Here is a 20,631-nt window from a genome sequence, read left to right as displayed (position 1 = left end):
GTCATAGATCCAGAATGCCGCGTTTGCGCAGCAATATCCAAAGAAAGACCGGAGCACCGACAGCAGCCGTGACGATGCCTATCGGCAGTTCTGCGGGCGCAACGATTGTCCGGCTGACAGCATCGGCCAAGAGCAGGAGGCTTGCTCCGAACAGTGCAGATGCGGGAAGAAGATAGCGGTGATCCGGCCCGATGACGAGCCGCAGCAAATGGGGAACAACCACGCCGACAAAGCCGATAACACCGCTTACAGCAACTGAAGCGCCGGTTGCTGCCGCAACGGCAATAATCGCTATGATCTTGAAGCGCTGCACCGGAATGCCGAGATGGCTGGCGGTCGCCTCGCCCAACGCAAGGCCATTGAGGCCACGTGCCAGAAAGGGTGATACGAGCAATGCAACCACGATGAATGGCGCTGTTGCAGCAACCTTCATCCAGCTTGCTCCAGCCAGCGATCCGAGTAGCCAGAACGTCAGATCGCGAAGCTGCCGGTCGTCGGCAATATAGGTGAGAACGCCCATATAGGCTGTCGCCATGGCACCAAGGGCAATACCTGCCAGAAGCATGGTGGCGATGGAGGTTTGTCCCCGCCGCGTCGCAACCATGTAAAGAATGAATGTGAATGCCAAGGCACTGGTAAAGGCGGCAAGCGGCAGCGCATAGAGGCCCAAAAGTGCAAGGACAGGAGCGAACACCGTGTTGCCGAGCACGATCACACTGAGTGCCCCAAGCCCGGCCCCGGAGGATACGCCGACAATGCCGGGATCAGCGAGGGGATTGCGGAAAAGCCCCTGCATGACAGCGCCAGAGACAGCAAGCGATGCGCCGATCAGCGAGCCAAGAATGACGCGGGGAAGGCGAATATCATAAATGATGATGCTGTCGCGCGCAGACAGGGCATCGGTGCCGCTATTGTCCGCTTGAAACCATGATCCGATAACAGAAACCACGGAGGCATCCGAGGCCCCGGCTGTAAGGCTGAACAGGAAGGTGACAGCGAACGCCACGCCCAGCAATGTAATGACGACCCTGGCCAGAAAGGATCGATCGCCATCGGCCCGGCCTTTCCTGCTGCCCTGTTGTGAACGCAGGGATGCAGGCTTCATGAGAATGGCCTCGCTCATTGGCTTACGGTGTCGCCATAGAACCGCTTGGACAAGTCGCGAACCGCGCTTGCTGTGCGCGGTCCAAATCCAAGCAGATATTGCCCGCCCATGCGTATGATCGCCTTGTTTTCACCAGCAGGTGTTGCGGCGATTGCCTTATTGGCAAGCAGTTCCGTGTCTATCGTCGCGTGGTTGTCACCGCGATCCATAACCAGAATGACATCAGGTTTTGCAGTCAGAATGCTTTCGTCGCTCAAGGCCTTGTAGCCGGTAAAGCCTTCAACAGCGTTCTCGGCACCTGCAAGTTTGATAATACCATTGGCAGCTGTCTGATCGCCTGCGGCCAGAATCTTGCCCCCTTGAATGCTGAGCACAAATAAAACCCGTTTACGGATTTTGATGTCCTTTGTTTCTGCCTGAGCAGCAGCAAGATCAGCCTCAACGTCATCAGAAAGCTTTTTGGCCTTATCATCGACACTGAGTGCTTTGCCGACGATCCGGATTTTTTCCGAAACGCTTGCGGCTGTGTAGTTTTCAGGAACGAAAACGAAAGGCACGCTGGCTTTCTTCAGAAGGTCAACGGCTTGTTCCGGTCCGCTCCCCTCCACGGCAATGATCGCCGTGGGATTGATCGAGAGCACGCCCTCCGGTGACAAAGCCCGCATATAGCCAACATCAGGAAGCGCGAACGCTTCCCTTGGATAGACGCTGGTTGTATCGCGCCCGACGAGACGGCCCTCTTCTCCGAGTGCATAAATGATCTCGGTGATTGAGCCGCCAATGGATACAACCCGGCTGGTATCAGGCAGAGGGCCTGCTACTTCCTCGGCAAATGCGTGGCTGGAAAGCGCTAGAATGCCGACCATTCCGGCAAGAGTCGCGAGCTTGAGAGACTTGGACATTCTATGCAGCCGCGCGCATCAGACGAGGCAGACTTTCCACGAGATTGCGCCAGTCAGGACGCTCATGGGAACCTTCATGACGCTTGCCGAAGAACTGGATAATCATCTCGCCTTCGGTTCCATAGGCTTCAAGGGAGGTGACATGACCATCTTTGGTTGGTTTGCGCACAGCCCAAAGCTCGGCAATATGGTCGGTCCGCAGATGTAAATGGAAGGTCTCATCCATGACATTGATCCAAGGCCCCATAGGCTTGACGTTCTGGATCGGTCCGGAGTGAATCTGAATGCAGCCGCGATTGCCAACAAAGCACATGATTGGCAGTTCTTCCTGCGCCGCATGATGCATCATAGCTGTCAGAGCATCATTATCCAGCTGCCAGGCATAATCCTGACCAATGATCTGAACGGCCTGATGCCGGGTCATTTCCAGCGAATTCAGGATGCCGAAAAATTCGTGCACATCCTTCATCCGGGTCCAGCGTTCGCGCAAGCTGGATGTGTCAAGTTCTTCAAGCTCCCGCTTTTTCTGCTCGGGCTTTGGCAGCTCGGTGGTCTCGATAGTCTGGGACTGGTCTTCCAATTTCAGCTTTGCCACCAAAGCTCGATAGGCTTCCAGATTGGAGGCCGGGCGCAGGTGAATCTTGTGAATGGCTTCGCCCGCGGCATCGAAGAATTGCAGGCTGCGGCGAATGACTTCACCATCTTCTTTTTCAACGGCAAAACCGTGGAGCCAGGATTTGGGAAACAGGCGCAGATCAATCTGCTCGCCAAGCATCATTGATGCATGTTTGCCGACGATGGGCTTGTCGTAGACACCGATCTTTTCATGAACGGCACTTTCATTGCGGGTAAGTGCCATGACTTCGCCAAGTGCTTCGATTTCCGTCAGGAATGTTTCAATCTGTGGTGTGATGCGGGTTGCACTGATACCGCAATAGGCGGCGACGAAATCAGCTTCGGATATGTTCAGTTGCTGCGCCAGATCGCGCTCGCGCATTTTGGGGTTGTCTGATCTTGCCTGACGGATCGCTTCGGGTGTCATTTTATTACCATTCGTAACGTTGGTGATCGAATACTCGGTCATTTATTCAAGATAAGTTTGCCTTGGCGGGTGATTTTCAAACGATAGAGAGAGCCGGCGTGTTCAATGCCAACTTCACTTGATCCGTCGAATAAAAGATCACTGCCGAACACGCGGATATCTGATTGTACGGGGCGGCTATAGTCTGCCCGCATGGGCGTCACGTTGGGAAGGCGAACCTGCAGATCGATGATTTGGCGTCGCGACATGGCAATGGCCTTTTCGTGCCTTTCTCAAAGAGGGCATGGTTGATCCAGAACCCCCTCATTTAAACTTGACTGTAAGCTTCATCTTTATTACTCAATGTAAAGAAGAGTCAATAAGTCATGTTTCAAAATTTGACAAAATGTGATCGGGGAATGGATGTCATGGCGCACAATACACAGGGCAATTTGACAAGATTTCTAGCGCGGCATTACTTTGGACTGATTGCCGCTACGGCGCTGCTTGTTCTTGCTGCATCAGATATTGCACCCGCGCAGGAAGCTGGCACGCAACCCGCTTTAACACTGGAATTGAATGCACTCCAGCCTTCGGAAAAAGGCTGCCGCCTGACCTTCGTCGTTACCAACAATCTGAGCGCAGCTTTGGACAATGTTGGGTTCGAGATTGCACTGTTCAATCAAGCCCAAGTCGTTGATCGGATCACCCTGCTGAATTTCAAGGAGCTGCCGCAGGGTAAAACCAAGGTCCGCCGCTTTGATCTCGGTGAACTTGATTGCACGAAGGTAACGCGTGTTCTGGTGAATGATTCAACTGAATGCACGGGGGCTGGAGTCGATCCCAAAGCCTGCATCCGACAGCTTATTGCAACTACAAAATCAGGCGTTCAGTTCGGAACTTGATATTGCACTGATGTACTGCGTGGTTCGCCCTTCGGCAAGCTCGGGAGGCGGAAGAGGGCATTGATCTAGTGCGTGGTTCGACGGGGCTCACCATGAGGAAGGTGGGTGAATTGCAAAGTCTACTTGCAACGTCTCAAAACCAGCTCCCTGCCAAATCTCTATCTTCCTCATGGTGAGCAACTGTGTTTATCGTTGTCATGTTTTGGCCTTGTTGGTCCATGGCGTGTCGGTTTTGATGATTGCGTTCAGGGTGACGATGAGCTTTCGCATGATGGCGACCATTGCCACCTTGAATGGTTTTCCCGCGGCCCTGAGCTTTTGATAGAAGCATGCCAGCGGCTGGCTTTTGGCCCGGATGATGGAAAGCGAAGCCATGTAGAGGGTTTTCCTGATGTGCGAACGCCCGCCCTGACACCTGCCGCTTTTGCGCGTGAGGCCGGATTGGCGCGGATGGGGTGCTACACCTGCCAGACTTGCCGCCTCCCGGCTGGAAAGTGCTCCCAGTTCAGGCATGGAGCCGATCAGTTCGGCGGCAAGAACCGGGCCTGCTCCGGGGACGGAGCGGATGCGGCAGGCCTTGTGCCCGACCTGTTCATCTGCCTTGATGGCGCTGGCAATGGAAGCCTCCAGCTGTTTCTTGATCCTGGCCTGTGTTTCGACAAGCATGGCAATGGCCGCCTTTGCGTCCGGGCTGGCCATACGGCTCATGAAGCTCTTCAACTCACTTTGCATGACGATAAGCCGGCGGCGCAGTGCAGTTAACTCCTTGATTGTGCTTTGCTGTCTGGTGCGTGCCACCGGCATGCGGTGGGCAACGGCAAGTGCCAGCGCCTCGCCAATGGCCCGGGCGTCAAGCCGGTCTGTCTTGGCACGCTTGCCTTTGAGGCGGGCAAAAGCGCGAATGTCGGATGGATGCAGGCACCAGACAGGCAGGCCTGCCTCACTCAAACAGATCAGAAGACAGTCCTCATAACCGCCCGTCGCTTCGCAGCCAAAGGCAATGCCCTCAGCCGAACCGATCCGGTGCAGCAATTGGTCAATCCCTTCAGGGCTATTGACCACCCGCAGCTCCAACCCATCGGGCAAACAATGAATGTCGAGGTGATCCTTGCTCACATCGATGCCGACAAAACGATCAAAATGTGTCATGATGAAATTCCCTGGCTTGTCATACGGGGTCGATGCCCCTTGCAACTGTTCGGGTGTCATCGAAGGACAGGGCCTTGCTCACCATCGGACTTCACAGTCCTCCCGTCGAAACGGCATCCTGTCCAGCGGTCCACGTGGTATGTAAGACACGTGGACCGCTTCACTATAACACCATCACAACAGACAAGCCCCGTCGAACCACGCAAAACGCTATTGCAACAGGACAGCAACTGCCAAGCCCCACCAATTTGCCGCCCGGTTTTACGTCAGGAATTGCCATAAAGAAAAGGCCCATGAGGGCCTTTTCAAGTTTCACATTCATGTGCGTTTGATCAGAACGGTGAATCCGGGAAATAGAATTCAGCGGCATTGTCTTTGGTGACAAGCGTTGCATCGAGAATATAGCTGCCGCGCACGGGAACCTGATCGTAGAAATGGGCAACGGTTAGTTCCATTGCAGTTGCAACCATTGAAGGTGGATAAAGAACATTGATTGGTGTCATTTCGTCACCATCAGCAACGCGCTTGATCATTTCCTTCATACCGGCACCACCGATAACCATTTTAATGTCGGTACGCTTTGCCTGGCTGATGGCTTCAAGAACGCCAACGGCCATATCGTCATCCTGGCACCATACGGCGTCGATCTTCGGGAACTTGGTCAGATAGTCCTGCATCACCTTGAATGCATCGTCGCGCGACCAGTTGCCGAACTGCTTGTCGAGAACCTTGATGCCGCTTCCTGCAATGGCTTCGTCGAAGCCCTTCTGGCGCTCTTCATCAATGACGATTGGAAGACCGCGAATAACAACAACATCACCGGTGCCCAATGTGTCCTTGAGGTAGTTGCCTGCAACGCGGCCAAGCTCCGGATTGTTACCGGCAACATATAGATCCTGCACTGTTGGATCGGACAGCGCGCGGTCAACAACCGTGACGAAAATGCCCTTCTCCTTGACCTGGCGAAGTGGATCGGTCAGCTCATCGGAATTGTGCGGCAGGGTTACCAGAGCATCCATGCCTTGCGTGGTCAGATCTTCCAGTGCATTGGCCTGCGAAGCACCGTCTGGCGAGGTCTTCACAGTGATCTTCAGGCCAGGATGCGCCTTTTCAAGCAATTTGGCAGCACGTTCCGCGTGATAGACAACACCGCCCGTCCAGCCATGATCTGCCGCCGGAATTGACACGGCAATATTGACCTGTTTGTCTTGAGCGTAGGCGAAGGTCATTGTCGAAGCGAGTGCCGCTCCCACCAGACCTATCATGAGTTTACGCATTTGTTCTCTCCCAATTTTTCGTTCGGGCCTTGATTTCGGCTCGGTGGGTGGCCCCTTTTCCCCCGTCCCGTCTCAAGAGGCAGCCTCCCGCCCCTATTCTTAATTACTTCTTCTTTTGCAGCGTCCGTTGAACGAGCATTGCAATGATAATGATCGTGCCCTGAACAGCGCCGATCAGATATTCGCTGACGATGTTGGACAGCACCATGATATTGCCGACGATCTCGAGCATGAAAGCACCGCAAATCGTGCCCCAGATACGCCCGACGCCGCCGCGCAATGCCGTGCCGCCGATAACGACCGCCGTGATCGCCTGCAACTCCCACAACATGCCTGTCGTCGTCGTTGCCGCACCAAGGCGCGGAATATAGACGATAACGGCGATGGCCACGCAAATGCCTTGCAGCATATAGGTCAGGGCGCGCACACGGTTGACGTGGATGCCGGAATATTTCGCTACGTCCTCATTGGAGCCAACGGCGATGACGTGCCTGCCGAAGGATGTTTTGTAGAGAATGAAAGCGCCCAGAATTCCGACAATGGCGATGATCCAGACAGGAATGGGCAGCCCGAGAAATGAACCGGTGTAAACCGGCCTGAACAGGGCGCGCATTGAAGTGGACTTCATGGCGATGGAACCGCCATCGGCCAGCCAGACCGTGACTGACCGGAAAATCGCCATGGTTCCGAGCGTCACAATAAAGGGCTCGATCTTGCCAAGGGTAATGATGGTGCCATTGAGCAAGCCAGCCAATGCACCCACGCCGATTGCGACGACCACGCCCACGCAGAGCATCGCCATGTCGCCGTCAATCGCCGCTGAGTTGAGAAACAACAGCATGACACCGGCAACAAGCGCAGCCATGGAACCGACCGACAAGTCAAGGCCGCCAGCCGAGATGACAAAGGTTGCGCCGACGGCGATGATCGCGATGAAAGACGATCTGGTCAGCACGTTGAGCAGATTGTCTATCGATAGAAAGTTCGGATTGATGAACGCACCAAGGACGAACAGCGCAGCGAGCGCAAGGAAAGGGGCAACGGCTGTCATGTCGAGATCAGCCAGTTTGCGGAAAGCACCGCGTGTGTCGGTATTTGTTGATGTATCGCTCATGCGTTCCCCGCAGTATAAAGCTCTGCTTCGTTGATCTTGACGCCTGTGGCGTGGACGACGATTTCTTCTTCAGTCATTGCCTCCCCTGTCACCTCGCCGACAATGCGTGATGACCGCATGACAAGGATGCGATGGCAAATGCCGATCAATTCCTGCATCTCGGATGAAATGACGATGACGGATTTGCCTGCCTTGGCGAGCTCGGCAATGAACTTGTAAATCTGTTCCTTGGTGCCGATGTCGATGCCGCGTGTCGGCTCGTCGATGATGACAACACTCGGCTCCAGAAGCATCATCTTGGCCAGCAACAGTTTCTGCTGGTTGCCGCCTGAAAGCTGCCCGGCCAGAAGATCACGGCGGCGGGCGCGAATATCGAAATCGGTAATCGCCTTATCGAGGCTTTGGTCCTCGCGCGTGCGCTCGATCAGCGGGCCTTTTGTAAACTTGCCCAGCGTTGCCAATGTGAGATTGGTCCGCAAATCCTGCGCCAGCAAAAGACCTTTGCCTTTGCGATCTTCACTCAAATACACAATGCCCGCTGCCATGCTGTCGCGCACCGTGTGAAACTTGACGGGCTTGCCATTGAGTTCAACTGTGCCGCTGGCAGCGCGCAGCCCGACAACGCCTTCGAGCAGTTCCGTGCGGCCTGCGCCGATCAGACCGGCAAAGCCAAGAATTTCGCCTTTTCGCAGCGTAAAGGACGCATCATTGGCATAGCCCGGAACATTGAAATTCCTGACATCAAGCACAGTCTGGTGAGCAGCCGTGTCCTCGCGTTCGGGGTAAAGCTTTGACATATCGCGGCCGACCATCAAGCGCGCCATATCGACAGGCTGCAATTCAGAGGCGTTACGGGTTGCAATGAGCTTACCATCACGCAAGACCGTGATGCGATCTGCAATTGCCCCCACTTCGGGCAGTCGATGCGAGATGTACAAAATGGCAACGCCCTTGTCGCGCAGATCGCGAATAACTTTAAGCAGCGCTTCGGTTTCGATAGGGGTAAGCGAAGCTGTCGGCTCATCGAAAATGACAACCCGGTGCGGCACCTGCAAGGCCCGGGCGATCTGTACCAATTGGCGCCGCGCAATGGAAAGCCGGGAGATTGGCGTCGTAGGATCGATATCGGCGCCAAGGCTGCGGACTGCCTCCGCCGATTGCCGGTTCATTTCGCGGTCATTGACCATAAGGCCACGCTTCAGCTCACGCCCCATGAAGATGTTCTGGGCAACCGTCAGGTCCGGCGCGAGCAGGATTTCCTGATGCACCAGAACCAGCCCGCGATGCTCTGCATCAACAGGTCCGGCAAAGCTGACCGGCTCACCATCAATGGCAACTGTGCCACGCGTCGGCTTGAGATGTCCGCTGAGCAGTTTCATCAGCGTGGACTTGCCAGCACCATTTTCGCCGATGATCGCATGAACCTCGCCGGGCCTGATTGTCAGGCTGATATCGGTCAGCACTTCGACAGGTCCAAACGCCTTGGCAATGCCTCGCGCTTCCAGTACGGGCACGTTTGAGGCGTTCAAAGGTTTGTTTGTTTCCATCACACCTTCGTCCAAACGCCGCCAGCCTTTGAAGACTTGACTGCCGCCTCGATGAACTCCATGCCTGCCAGCCCGTCCTGAACGGTCGGATAAATCACATCCTTGGGCTGCTTCTTGCCGCTTCGCGCTGCGAGAATGGCCTGAGCTGCTTCCGTATAGATATTGGCGAAGCCCTCAAGATAACCTTCCGGGTGCCCGCCGGGAACACGGGTGACGCGGGCTGCTTCCGGCGATGCGCCTGCGCCGCCGCGCGTCAGCAATTGCTTGGGTTTGCCGAAGGGCGTGTACCAGAGGTAATTCGGATCGGCCTGCGTCCATTCCAGACCACCCTTGGTTCCATATACGCGCAGCTTCAAACCGTTCTCATTGCCCGGAGCAACCTGGCTTGCCCAGATCATGCCCTTGGCACCGCCATCAAAGCGCATAAGAATTTGCACGTCATCGTCAAGAACGCGCCCTTCGCCAAAGCTTGTCAATTCAGCGCAAAGCTGCTTGAGCTTCAAGCCGGATACGAAGCAGGCGAGATTATAGGCATGTGTGCCAATATCGCCGATAGCGCCGCCAGCACCGGAACGCTTGGGATCCACCCGCCACTCAGCCTGTTTCGAGCCGGAACTTTCCGTCTTCTCGGTCATCCAGTCTTGCGGATATTCGGCCTGCACAACGCGAATGGTGCCAAGAAGTCCCTTTTCCACCATGGCGCGCGCCTGCCGCATCATGGGGTAACCGGTGTAATTATGGGTAACCACGAAAAGCTTGCCGGTCTTGTCGACCAGAGAGACAAGTTCCTTCGCTTCCTTGACTGTTGTGGTCAGCGGCTTGTCACAGATGACGTGAATACCAGCTTTGAGAAAAGCCTTTGCCGCCGGCGCATGCATATGATTGGGCGTGACAATCGAAACGGCTTCAATGCCATCAGGACGCTTGGCTTCGGCCTTGGCCATTTCTTCAAAGGATGTGTAGGCACGATCATCGGCAATGCCGAGCTCGCGGGCTGACGCCTTGGCGCGTGCGGGGTCAGAGGAGAGTGCGCCTGCGACCAGCTCAAACTGGTCATCCATACGCAGCGCGATGCGGTGGACCGCGCCGATAAATGCGCCCTGCCCGCCGCCGACCATGCCGATGCGAATGCGCTTGTTTGAGGACTTTTCTTTTGATGCTCCAATGGCCATTGCTCTACCCTCTTACTTCAAGCCAAGAATACGGCGATTGGCCGCGTCGTCGGTACCGGATCCGGCAAAATCATCAAATGCCCGCTCGGTCACGCGGATCAGATGAGCGTCGATGAATTGGGCCCCTTCGCGTGCGCCATCTTCAGGATGTTTCAGGGCGCATTCCCACTCCAGAACTGCCCAGCCATCAAAATCATAGGCGGTCAGTTTTGAAAAGACTGCTCCGAAATCAACCTGTCCGTCACCAAGGGAGCGGAAGCGTCCGGCACGGTTTACCCAGGACTGGAAACCGCCATAGACGCCTTGCCGCCCTGTCGGGTTGAACTCGGCGTCCTTCACATGGAAGGCTTTGATGCGTTCATGATAGATGTCGATATAGTCAAGATAATCGAGCTGCTGCAGCACGAAATGAGAAGGATCATAAAGCAGATTGGCACGGGAATGGTTCTTCACCCGTTCAAGAAACATCTCATAGGTTATGCCATCATGCAGATCTTCGCCGGGATGAATCTCATAGGCGGCATCGACACCCTGTTCATCAAAGTAATCGAGGATAGGTGTCCAACGTTTCGCCAGCTCATCAAACGCCGCTTCAACCAGCCCTGCCGGGCGTTGTGGAAAGGGATAAAGGAACGGCCATGCCAGCGCGCCGGAAAATGTAGGTACGGTTTTGAGGCCCAGATGTTTCGACGCACGCGCCGCGCGCTTCAGCTGATCAACGGCCCATTCCTGACGTGCGGTTGGGTTGCCGTGCACTTCCGGCGCGGCAAAGCCATCCATGAGCTCATCATAAACAGGATGAACGGCAACAAGCTGGCCTTGGAGGTGCGTGGCAAGCTCGGTGATCGTCAGTCCGTGGGATGCCGCTGTGCCGGCGATCTCATCGCAATAGTCCTTGGAGTCGGACGCTTTTTTCAGATCAATGAGACGCCCGTCCCAGGCGGGAATCTGGATGCCCTGATAGCCATGGCCAGCAGCCCAGCCACACATTGCGTCCAGCGTGTTGAATGGTGCTTCGTCGCCCGCGAACTGTGCGAGAAAAATGGCTGGTCCTTTGATCGTCTTCATGTGCATTCCTCCAATTCCAAAATGTAGACTTCAGGGCATGTTATCCCTGAGAAAGATATCGATGCGGATATGCTCCTGTCCCGAAACAATGGGTCGGCCTTCTTTGAGGGCGGTCAGGATACGTGCGGCGCTGCGGGCCATGTGACCCACATCCTGATTCAGAATTGCGTCGATTGTGCCGCGCACAAGGTGGCGACGTGTTGAAGAGGTCAATTCGTGGGCGACAAAAATCATGTCAGATGCGCGGTTTGTTGCCTCCAGTGCGGCAATGACGCCAGCCTGCCCGCCCCCCGCATTATAGATCGCAACCAAATCTGGATGATCCTGCAACAATGACTTCGTGACCGCTTCTACCCGCGCATTTTCATCGCGCGCCTCACGAACAGGCAGAACTTCCAGATTGGGATATTCGCGTGACAGGACTTGTTCGAAACCAAACTGTCGCTCGACATGATCGCGCAATGCCAACGAACCGGCAATCATGCCGACCTTGCCCTTGCGCGGCCCCACGAAGCGGCCGATCAGCGATGCGGCGGTGCGACCGGCGGCAAAATTGTCGATGCCGACATAATGCGCCCGCCGTGAGTTGGGCACATCAGATACAAGCGTCAGGACAACGACGCCGGAGTCAGCCAGAGCATTGATTGCTTCGGTGACGGCGGGATGATCCAGCGCGACAACAGCCACCCCATCAATCCCCTTGGGAAGTTTCTCCAAGGCGGCGGCAAGTGCTTCGCCGTCGAAGGTATCGACATATTGGATGGTCAGGCGCACCCGCTCCTGCAATTGACGTTCGCGCGTGGCGCGAAACTCGGCAGCAAGGGCCTGCATGAACTCATTTTCGCCTGTGGGGAGAATGATGCGGAAATCATAGTCACGTCCACGAGCCAGCCGTGAAGCATGTTGATCGGGAAGAAAGCCAAGCTGTTTGATAGCCGCATTGACGCGCTGGATAGTGCGCGCGTGCACACCTATCCTCCCGTTTACCACGCGATCAACCGTTGCAAGACTGACACCGGCTTCTCGGGCGACGTCTTCAAGCGTCATTTTCACCACGAGAATTCTCCTCCAGCTGATATACTAGTTCAGCCAAATGAGGTGTGCAACTCTTTTTGAGCTTTTTTGATGGGAATTCCTCTGGGCGTGCTCCTGAAATGGATAGTGGCGGGCCCGATTGATTGGCATGTCATTACGGTAGTTGTGACAAGTTTGTTGAATTTCTCAGCCTGACAACGGAGAAATTATTTCATTGGCTGCATGAGCAAGCCCGTAGCCAATGAGCGAAAGGCCTCGACTGCTTTCGCAAGTATGTTTTCCTTTTCATTGCTGGCGGCAATCCAGAGGGCAGCATTCAGCGCGGCACCATTGAGAAGCCGTGCGACGGCTTCGGCGTCCAGAGGCTTCAGGATGCCCACAAGGATCAACTGCTCGACGGTTTCCCTTGTCGCCTGTAGGCAATTGCTTTGGCTGGGCCATTGAGAGGGATCGCCGAGCACTGCCGGTCCATCAAGGAGAACGATACGTTGCACCTCCGGATCAAGTGCCATTTCGATATAGGCCGTGCCCTCCGCCAATAATCCATGCCACGCATCGCTGGCTTGTGAACCGATAGCTTTGGCACGAGAGGCCATTTCGGAGTCGATTTGATTGACCACTGCCGCCAACAGGCCCCGCTTGTCACCGAAATTATGATATAGCGCACCCCTCGTGAGCCCCACTTCAGCAGTCAACTCGTCCATGGACGCAGCGACATAACCCTTTTCCGCAAAGGCTCGTCTGGCCGCTTCAATCAGTTTGATCCGATTTTCTTCCATGGATTCGACACGACGCTTGACCATTTTTCCTCCATTTTGAAATACGCGGCGTATATGAAATTGACATACGCAAAGTCTTCTGCTAACCCAGATACGTCACGTATATGAAAAATGGCGGCTTGTGAAGCATCGCTCTTGCCTGTCGCCTTGATGAAAGAGAGCATAATGACAAAGCGCGAAGCAATCTTCCCCGCCAGGCGGCAGGACCTTTACGAAAAGCACACCTATTCGGCTGCAATTCGATCCGGAGACCTGTTATTTGTATCAGGGCAAGTTGGGAGCCGCCCTGACGGAACCCCGGAACCTGATTTTGCAAAGCAGGTTCAACTCGCATTTGACAATTTGAAGGCAACGCTGGAAGCGGGTGGCTGCACTTTTGATGATATTGTGGACGTGACAACATTTCACACTGATTCTGAAAATCAGTTTGAAACCGTGATGGCGGTGAAGCAGAAAACCTTTGCCACCAAGCCATATCCGAACTGGACTGCGATTGGTGTAAACTGGCTGGCTGGCTTTGATTTTGAGATCAAAGTGATTGCCCGCATACCTTGAACCAGAGCGCCCCTCCGAACCAGTGGACTGGTGGAGGGGCAATCTCTGCGCACGAAACGCGGGTCTGCTCTGCGAGGATCATACCATTGAACAATCATGCCTCACGCGCGTTCTAGAACGGGACACCCCGCATATTGAGGTGAGCAGTGGAAGAGGCAGTTCAGGCGTTTGATCTGAAGCGAATACTGATAGGCGATTTGCCGCTGCCTTTTCTCGCGGAAATCTTCGTAAGAACAACGATAACTGGCTTACGTATCAGGCTTTCCGCTCGATCTGGCCGTCCTTCAATTCGAAAACGCCATTCTGGCCACCTTGGCGATCAAAATCACGCGATAGATCGCTCCAGTAGCCGAGAAACATTTTACAGCTTGTGCAGTGAATTGAACTTGCGCCAGTAAGATCATCTGGAAGATCGAGATAGATCGTGCCGCATTTCTTACAGTCGAGTTTATGATTCAAGCGTTCCATGATGCCCTCAAGACGACCAGCCGCCATAGTTTCAATATAGACCTGTCATATTGGAACGGAAAGGGCTGCGAGGAACTTATGGCCAAGTGCGGCAGAACCAAGGTAAAAAATCACAGCTTTACCCTTGAATCGAGAACTGCGGGCGCTTAAGTCTTGGCCAACCCGCTGGTCCGGGCCCCTCTGGCAAGTGCCCCGGCGAACTTGTGATGTCGGACCGTTTTCCGACAACGCACGCCGGTGGAGAAATCTATCTTGGAAATCCCCTTTTTATTCATCGATTGGCTGGGTAAGCCAGTCTGGATGTGGCTGGGCTTTTTTGCCCTGGTCCTTGCCATCCTCTCATTCGATCTTGGAGTATTGCACAAGGAAAACAAGGAGATAAGCATCTCCGGAAGTTTGAAGCTATCGGCTCTCTATGTTTCGCTCGGCCTCGCCTTTGGCGGTTGGATCTGGTGGTATATAGGCGCCGATGCCGGTATGGCCTACATAACGGGCTTCGTTGTTGAGAAGACCCTCGCGCTGGATAATGTTTTTGTCATCGCTTTGATTTTCTCCTTCTTCGCAGTCCCCCGTCTCTACCAGCACCGTGTTCTGTTCTGGGGTATTCTCGGTGTCATCGTGCTGCGTGCCATCATGATAGGTGTCGGCGCGACTTTGGTCGCCGAATTCGCGTGGGTGCTCTATATATTTGCGGCATTCCTGATTTTCACGGGCCTGAAAATGCTGGTCATGGAGGAATCCGAACCGGACATTGGCAATAATGCGCTGGTCCGCTTCATGCGCCGCCGTTTCAATGTGACCGAGACCCATCATGGCGAGCATTTCTTTGTGCGTCAGGCGGACCCAAAGACCGGCAAACTGGTCTGGTTCATAACGCCGCTGTTCATGGCCCTCGTCCTGATCGAGATTGCGGATGTGATCTTCGCCGTTGACTCGGTGCCGGCAATCTTTGCCATCACCACCGATCCATTCCTGGTCTACACCTCCAATATCTTTGCCATTCTCGGTCTTCGCGCGCTTTATTTCGCGCTCGCAGCGATGATTCATCGCTTCCGCTATCTCAAGCCTGCGCTCGCTCTGGTCCTGATTTTCATCGGCTCGAAGGTTTTCGTTGCCGATTTGCTTGGCCTCGAAAAGTTCCCTGCGGCCCTGTCGCTCGGCGTCACCTTTGCGATCATCGCCAGTGGCGTGGTCTGGAGTCTGGTCAAAACCCGCAAGGACGAAGTGGAAGCCTGACGGGCGACCAAATCCAGGTGGGGGCTATGCCCCCACTTCCTTACGGATATCATCCAGATCATTATAATCGTCAGTCCTGCCGAAGATCTCGTCCATTTTGTCGGCGATCTCCTTGCTGAACTTTCCTTCCGGGTGCGCAATTTCATAAAGACCCGTCAGATAGTCAATGATGGAATCGCGCGTTTTACGATCTGAGTCATCGCCGGCGGATGAATTTATAATCTGCTTCACGCCGTCTTTGACGAAGATCACGCGCCCGTCATCAAGCAATTCAATCGAGGCTACATCGACGCGGTCGACATCTTCCTTGAAATCTTTAAACGTGCCGGGGATGCCCCCATCGCCAAAGAGTGGCAGGCCTGAGGGATCACTGTCCAGTCCCAGCTCAATCCTGAGAGCGTCCAGATCATTATACTTATCTGATTTGTCGTGAAGGGACGTGATCTTGTCGATGAGATCCTTGTCGCGGCCACCATCTTTTTGGGTGATGATGTAAAGGTCTTTCAGATAATCGAAAATAGCAGATGCGTCCTTGTCAGAAAGGCTGCCATTGTCGTTCTTGTCCAATTGCCACCGCTTGCCATCCTTGACGAAGAATATGGCATCGCTGTTGGTGGGGTCCAGTTCGATTGAGCCTATGTCTACCCGGTCAATATCCTCCTTGAAGTCGGAGAATGTGCCTGCCTTGCCCTCCCTGCCAAGCAGCGGAGCCTTGGAACTGTCCAATGCGCGTTTCAGGTAATCAATGTCATTGTGACGATCGGACTCATCATGCAGCTTGGTAATCCTGTCGATGATTTCCTGATCGCGTTTGCCGCCCGGATGCGAGATTTCATAAAGGTCATTCAGATAATCGATGATCTTCAACCGTTCTTTTTCACTGGCCTTATCGCCAATGATCGGATCAATCACCTGCTTGACTCCATCCTTTGTGAAGATCACGCGGCCATCTTCAGCCAGTTCGATTGAACCGACATCCACCCGGTCGATATCTTCCTTGAAATCACCGAATTTTCCGGGTTTGCCATCATCGCCGAAGCGTGGCAGGCCCGATGGATCGGGACTTCCTTCGCCAATGCCGGACTTGTGATCCTTGTCCCAATCCCTGAACCAGTCATCGGATATCTTGCCGTGTTTATCGACATATTTGGTGAAATCTTCATACTGTTCCGGCCTTGCCTCCCACATTGGCTTGTCTTCCGGATAAAGGTCATAATATCGGTTGGAGCCGTGATAGTAATTGTAATTGTAGCGCGAATGGCTGGTGTAATTGAGCTTGTCGCCCCAATTGTCCTCCGTAACGCCCAATGTGCTCCAATCATTGAAGTCCTGGCGAACCTCATCGGCTTTTCGCTCCTGTTTCTGCCTGGCGATCACGCCTGTGACTATGGCGGCGATTGCGCCAAAGCCCACCCCTGCAATTCCCAGAACGCCAGAGGCTATGCCCAAAGCCGCAGCGGTCGCAGGTCCGGCGATCATGCTGGCCAAACTCGTGCCCGCCATACCGGCAATGCTTATGCCGCCCATGAGCTGCATCGTCGCAGCCGCATATTCACTGGGCAGAGCGTCAGGATTCTTGCGCAACTTGTCGATGGACATGCCGCCAAGCGCCAGATCGAGTACACCGCCAGCAACATCAGCCATGCCGCCGACCGTGCCTAAAATGGTTCCGACCAGTCTGAGCTTGCTGGGATTGTCAAGACTGTCGGGATCCAGTCCCATACTGCTCACACGGTCATCCACCATTCCCATGAGGCTTGACCGGCGTTCACCTTCGAAATTGTCAAGAATGTCCAAATAGTGGGCGTTGGACTCCGTTGTTACCTTTGTTATCCGCTCATTGGGATCGGACATGACCACTTCGACACTGATATCGGTCGTGTTCGGCGTCCGATCGCTGGTGCTGCCCTTACCCTCAGCAATATTATCGAAATATGTTTCGAAGCGGCCAGCCCAATCTCCGCTCGATTCGCCAAGATCCAGTTCCGGCAGGCGGCCAGAAATCGCACTGCGCTGTTCATCAAGCGAAGCCAGTTCAATATCCTGCGATCCGGCGACAGATGCAGGCTTGTCCGCATCAGGAAACAGCTCCAGATATTTTTCTCTCAGTTGGGTATTCTTTTCCAGACCCAACATGGTGGCCGTGCCAGGCTTGCCGAACAAGGTTGCGAGCGTTTGCGTCAAGGCAGGCATGGTTGCAACGCCGATCAGAAGTCCGCGTGCAGCGCCCATCCTCTCTTCAACCGTATCGCCCATATTCTTGTTGAGCGTGTAGATAGCCGCTGTTGTGGCCAGAATGCCGCCGATAGCCGGGAGGACACCATTCTTCATGCTGGCCTGCAGGAGTGCTGCTGCGCCATTGCGTGTTCCTGTCGGGATATCCGCATTATTGGCTTTCAGCACCTGAGATATGCGTGAAGACACATCCTTGATGTCAAAGCTGCCCTTCGACTTGAAGGAGTCGAGAATCGAATTGGTGGCAATCTTGACGGCAGCCTTGTAACTTTCGAGCCCTTTCTTGACATCGTCCGGCAGCTCGGCCTTGCCATCCTTCAGATAGTTTTGAACTGCCCTGTCGGCAAAGGTGATCCCGAAAATGCTGGAGAATGTGCCCTGCAGGCCCATCTGCACCTGATCACTGACGGCCGTTTTCAGAGCTTCATCGGAAAACTTGCCGCTCTCAACGATGCTGGTGATCTCATCGACCAGCCCCTTGTCAAGGATCTGGTTTCTGATCTGGGTGGCCTTTTCGGTGTCCAGATAATCCAGTGACTTCAGATCATTGGCGAATCTGGTCTTGGCACCATCGCTGTCCATCGATTTGAGCATATCCGTATATTCCGGGCTGCTCATGGTCTTGTAGATATTGTTTACCAGACTCTTCTTGTCTTCAATTTTGGCAACGGTGTCCTTCATGAGCTTGTCAACGCCGTCGACGACCTGCTCGTTCTTGGAAACTTCCGCAAGTTTTTTGGAAATCTCCTCCTCTTTCAGTAGGCCATAAATGCTGGCCTGATCCATGACGACGGTATCGGGAAGGTAGGAAGTGCTGGCCGTGCCGAATATTCCTTCGCCCGTTTCATTGGGCAGATATTGATAACCGCCGACCAGTGCTGCTTTGGCTTGCAGAAGTTCAAAATACTGGCGGCGTGGATCCTTGATATCCAGCTTGCCCCATTCCTTTTTCATCTTGTCATTGAACAACTCGCCTACTGTCTTGCCATCTTCAGTGGTCTTGGCGTTCATAAAGTCTGTCGCTTCTGAATCCGCGACCTTGATATCAATATTGTTATCGGTCTTGCTGATCTCTGTACCGGCGATTTTATTTTCAAGTACGGAGAATTTGAACGGGGTCAGATGCGCCGATACGGCATAGGTCTTCCCCTCATAGTCGTAGGTTATTGTGGTGGTATCGACCCGTTTTGGTTTCAGATTATTGATCGGCGGCAGGCCATTCTTCTCCTCAACGACTGTCCATTTTTTATCTTTGGCTGTTGCACGGAAGTCCTCTGCGCCTGTCGGATCGTCAGACTTTTCTTTCAAAATCTGCACCGGAGGCTTCCCATCGAAAGCATGCAATGTCAGCGGTGTCGGCTTTTCGGAATTTTTGGGAGGCGCAGCTTTGTTTGATGCTGCTGTTACTGCACGGTCGAATTCGTGCGATGAAGTGGGGACGGACTTGTCAGGATTTTTGGACGCAATACCTTGAACAGCCATATCGTAACCTCCCTTACGTTGAGCTCATTCAAGTGTAGTGAATATTTGCCCAGCAGCCAAGCAAATATTCACTGAGGGTTCAATCTATTGTTTTGGCAGATTTTTAAGCCGTAAATCATTCAGGAGGCGTAGCTGATTGCAGGCTTGCTACGGATGTTCCGAAACAAGCTCCGTCATGGCTTTGCGGAACTTATGCTCGATCTGAGCGCGATGCCTGTGGCGGCCATGTTCAACCTGCTTGACGCCCGCGACCCAGGTGGAGTTCACTTTCGCGCCATTGGCAAAGATCCAGGAGTCCAGCGCAAGGTCACCGGAAAAGATATCCGGCGTCAGCGGCTGGATGCTGGTGAAATCTGCGGGCTTGCCAATGGCAAGACCTGTCTCGACCCCGAGGGCAATTCCACCGCCACTGACAGCGTGGTCAAACAGGGCCCTGCCCGTTGACCCGCCCGCCGGTGCAAGCACGTTGCGCGATCGATGTGCCAGACGCTGCGAATATTCCAGCTGACGCAGCTCGTCGGCAATGCCTATGAGAACATTTGAATCAGAACCAATGCCGAAGCGCCCGCCCGCTTGCATAAACAATTCTGCTGAAAATGTTCCGTCGCCCAGATTGGCTTCCGTGATCGGGCACAGACCGGCAATCGCGCCACTGCGCGCCATGGCCTGTGTTTCATCATCTGTCATATGCGTTGCGTGAATAAGGCACCAGCTTTCATCAAGATCGGCATTTTGCAGCAGCCACTCGACCGGGCGGCTACCCGACCAGGCGATGCAATCTTCCACTTCCTTGACCTGTTCGGCGACATGAATGTGTTTCGGATTTCGTCCGGCGATGGCTGTCACGGCTGCGAGTTCGTCCGGGGTTACTGCCCGCAGACTGTGCGGCGCTACCCCGACTTTGCCATGAGGCAAGGCTTTGACCGCGCGCTGGCATCCGGCATGGAGCTTTTCATAAGCCTCCAGCGTGTTGATAAACCGGCGCTGTCCCTCTGAGGGAGCCGCACCACCAAATGTGGAATGCGCATAGAAAACGGGTAAGAGGGTGAGTCCGATGCCGGTCAAGCTTGCAGCAGCTGCTATACGCTCGGCCATCTCCGCGATGTTTGCGTAAGGCCGCCCGTCAATATCATGGTGGAGGTAGTGAAACTCACCAACGCGGGTGAAGCCCGCTTCCAGCATTTCCATGTATAGTTGTGCAGCCACCGCTTCCATCTGCTCAGGCGTCATTGTCAGGGCGAAGCGATACATGACATTGCGCCAGCTCCAGAAGCTGTCGGCACCGGGGCCGCGGCTTTCGGCGAGTCCCGCCATTCCGCGCTGAAAGGCGTGGCTGTGAAGATTTGGCATGCCGGGGAGAAGAATCGAATGGCGTTCATCGCCCGCAAGCGGGGTGCTGTCCGGCTGCATGTCGGTAATACCGGCCGCCTCAAAGCTTATGCGGACGTTCCGCTGCCAGCCGGAAGGCGTCAGTGCAGCCTGTGCAAAGATGTGCGTCAATGGTGAATCCTCCCGAAGCGACAGAAAAACCGTTTGCGTTGATCTCAATTATGTCTATACATATTGGCAGGAGAAGAAAAG

The 20,631-nt window shown here is 54.4% G+C and carries 18 protein-coding genes; 3 read left to right on the top strand and 15 right to left on the bottom strand.

What is annotated here, in order from left to right; genetic code table 11:
• Position 1: 1 nt before the first annotated feature.
• From ACYJL1_RS19570 to hemP, 4 genes are read right to left on the bottom strand one after another with little or no spacing between them, the layout of a single operon-like run.
• On the bottom strand, positions 2-1,105 hold the full coding sequence (locus ACYJL1_RS19570; protein ID WP_460898589.1) for a FecCD family ABC transporter permease: 1,104 nt from the start codon (positions 1,103-1,105) through the stop codon (positions 2-4).
• A gap of 14 nt (positions 1,106-1,119) precedes the next feature.
• Entirely contained in the window at positions 1,120-2,007 is an 888-nt protein-coding gene (locus ACYJL1_RS19565) for a heme/hemin ABC transporter substrate-binding protein (RefSeq protein WP_460898588.1), read from the bottom strand.
• Between the two features lies 1 nt (position 2,008).
• On the bottom strand, positions 2,009-3,049 hold the full coding sequence (locus ACYJL1_RS19560) for a hemin-degrading factor (protein WP_460898587.1): 1,041 nt from the start codon (positions 3,047-3,049) through the stop codon (positions 2,009-2,011).
• Between the two features lie 38 nt (positions 3,050-3,087).
• A complete protein-coding gene (hemP, locus tag ACYJL1_RS19555) occupies positions 3,088-3,243 on the bottom strand; it encodes a hemin uptake protein HemP (protein ID WP_307276008.1) in 156 nt (51 codons plus the stop codon).
• A gap of 213 nt (positions 3,244-3,456) precedes the next feature.
• Between hemP and ACYJL1_RS19550 the strand changes: the two genes are divergently transcribed.
• Positions 3,457-3,933: a hypothetical protein gene (locus ACYJL1_RS19550; protein WP_460898586.1), complete on the top strand. Its 477-nt coding sequence runs from the start codon at positions 3,457-3,459 to the stop codon at positions 3,931-3,933.
• A 195-nt stretch (positions 3,934-4,128) separates the two neighbouring features.
• On the opposite strand, the gene ACYJL1_RS19545 is transcribed toward ACYJL1_RS19550, so the two are convergent.
• The 8 genes from ACYJL1_RS19545 to ACYJL1_RS19510 all read right to left on the bottom strand — a co-directional run bounded on the left by ACYJL1_RS19545 (position 4,129) and on the right by ACYJL1_RS19510 (position 13,098).
• A complete protein-coding gene (locus ACYJL1_RS19545) occupies positions 4,129-5,082 on the bottom strand; it encodes an IS110 family RNA-guided transposase (protein WP_460896112.1) in 954 nt (317 codons plus the stop codon).
• A 332-nt stretch (positions 5,083-5,414) separates the two neighbouring features.
• Complete coding sequence (locus ACYJL1_RS19540; protein ID WP_460898585.1) at positions 5,415-6,359, bottom strand: ABC transporter substrate-binding protein; 945 nt, start codon at positions 6,357-6,359, stop codon at positions 5,415-5,417.
• A 103-nt stretch (positions 6,360-6,462) separates the two neighbouring features.
• Positions 6,463-7,473: an ABC transporter permease gene (locus ACYJL1_RS19535; protein WP_460898584.1), complete on the bottom strand. Its 1,011-nt coding sequence runs from the start codon at positions 7,471-7,473 to the stop codon at positions 6,463-6,465.
• Positions 7,470-9,020, bottom strand: a complete 1,551-nt coding sequence (locus tag ACYJL1_RS19530) for a sugar ABC transporter ATP-binding protein (RefSeq protein WP_460898583.1) — start codon at positions 9,018-9,020, stop codon at positions 7,470-7,472. The genes ACYJL1_RS19535 and ACYJL1_RS19530 overlap by 4 nt, the downstream gene beginning before the upstream one ends.
• Positions 9,020-10,192, bottom strand: a complete 1,173-nt coding sequence (locus ACYJL1_RS19525) for a Gfo/Idh/MocA family protein (RefSeq protein WP_460898582.1) — start codon at positions 10,190-10,192, stop codon at positions 9,020-9,022. Before ACYJL1_RS19525 ends, ACYJL1_RS19530 begins: the two co-directional genes overlap by 1 nt.
• 12 nt (positions 10,193-10,204) lie before the next feature.
• Positions 10,205-11,260, bottom strand: coding sequence for a sugar phosphate isomerase/epimerase family protein (locus ACYJL1_RS19520; protein WP_460898581.1), 1,056 nt, complete (start codon positions 11,258-11,260; stop codon positions 10,205-10,207).
• Positions 11,261-11,290: 30 nt separating this feature from the next.
• A complete protein-coding gene (locus ACYJL1_RS19515) occupies positions 11,291-12,307 on the bottom strand; it encodes a LacI family DNA-binding transcriptional regulator (RefSeq protein WP_460899168.1) in 1,017 nt (338 codons plus the stop codon).
• A gap of 194 nt (positions 12,308-12,501) precedes the next feature.
• On the bottom strand, positions 12,502-13,098 hold the full coding sequence (locus ACYJL1_RS19510) for a TetR/AcrR family transcriptional regulator (RefSeq protein WP_460898580.1): 597 nt from the start codon (positions 13,096-13,098) through the stop codon (positions 12,502-12,504).
• A gap of 141 nt (positions 13,099-13,239) precedes the next feature.
• Here ACYJL1_RS19510 and ACYJL1_RS19505 point away from each other — a divergent pair, with 141 nt between their 5' ends.
• Positions 13,240-13,629, top strand: a complete 390-nt coding sequence (locus tag ACYJL1_RS19505; RefSeq protein ID WP_460898579.1) for a RidA family protein — start codon at positions 13,240-13,242, stop codon at positions 13,627-13,629.
• A gap of 255 nt (positions 13,630-13,884) precedes the next feature.
• Here ACYJL1_RS19505 and ACYJL1_RS19500 read toward each other — a convergent pair whose 3' ends face one another.
• Entirely contained in the window at positions 13,885-14,097 is a 213-nt protein-coding gene (locus ACYJL1_RS19500) for a hypothetical protein (protein ID WP_460898578.1), read from the bottom strand.
• A 252-nt stretch (positions 14,098-14,349) separates the two neighbouring features.
• Here ACYJL1_RS19500 and ACYJL1_RS19495 point away from each other — a divergent pair, with 252 nt between their 5' ends.
• Positions 14,350-15,333, top strand: coding sequence for a TerC family protein (locus ACYJL1_RS19495; RefSeq protein ID WP_460898577.1), 984 nt, complete (start codon positions 14,350-14,352; stop codon positions 15,331-15,333).
• A 24-nt stretch (positions 15,334-15,357) separates the two neighbouring features.
• On the opposite strand, the gene ACYJL1_RS19490 is transcribed toward ACYJL1_RS19495, so the two are convergent.
• Both ACYJL1_RS19490 and ACYJL1_RS19485 read right to left on the bottom strand, forming a co-directional pair.
• Positions 15,358-19,050 carry a DUF4190 domain-containing protein gene (locus tag ACYJL1_RS19490; protein WP_460898576.1) on the bottom strand — a complete coding sequence of 1,231 codons (3,693 nt, stop codon included), beginning with the start codon at positions 19,048-19,050 and terminating at the stop codon, positions 15,358-15,360.
• Between the two features lie 147 nt (positions 19,051-19,197).
• Complete coding sequence (locus ACYJL1_RS19485; protein WP_460898575.1) at positions 19,198-20,550, bottom strand: formimidoylglutamate deiminase; 1,353 nt, start codon at positions 20,548-20,550, stop codon at positions 19,198-19,200.
• Positions 20,551-20,631 lie beyond the last annotated feature (81 nt).

This window comes from Phyllobacterium sp. K27, from assembly GCF_054796155.1.
This window is presented reverse-complemented; position numbering and strand designations above follow the sequence as displayed.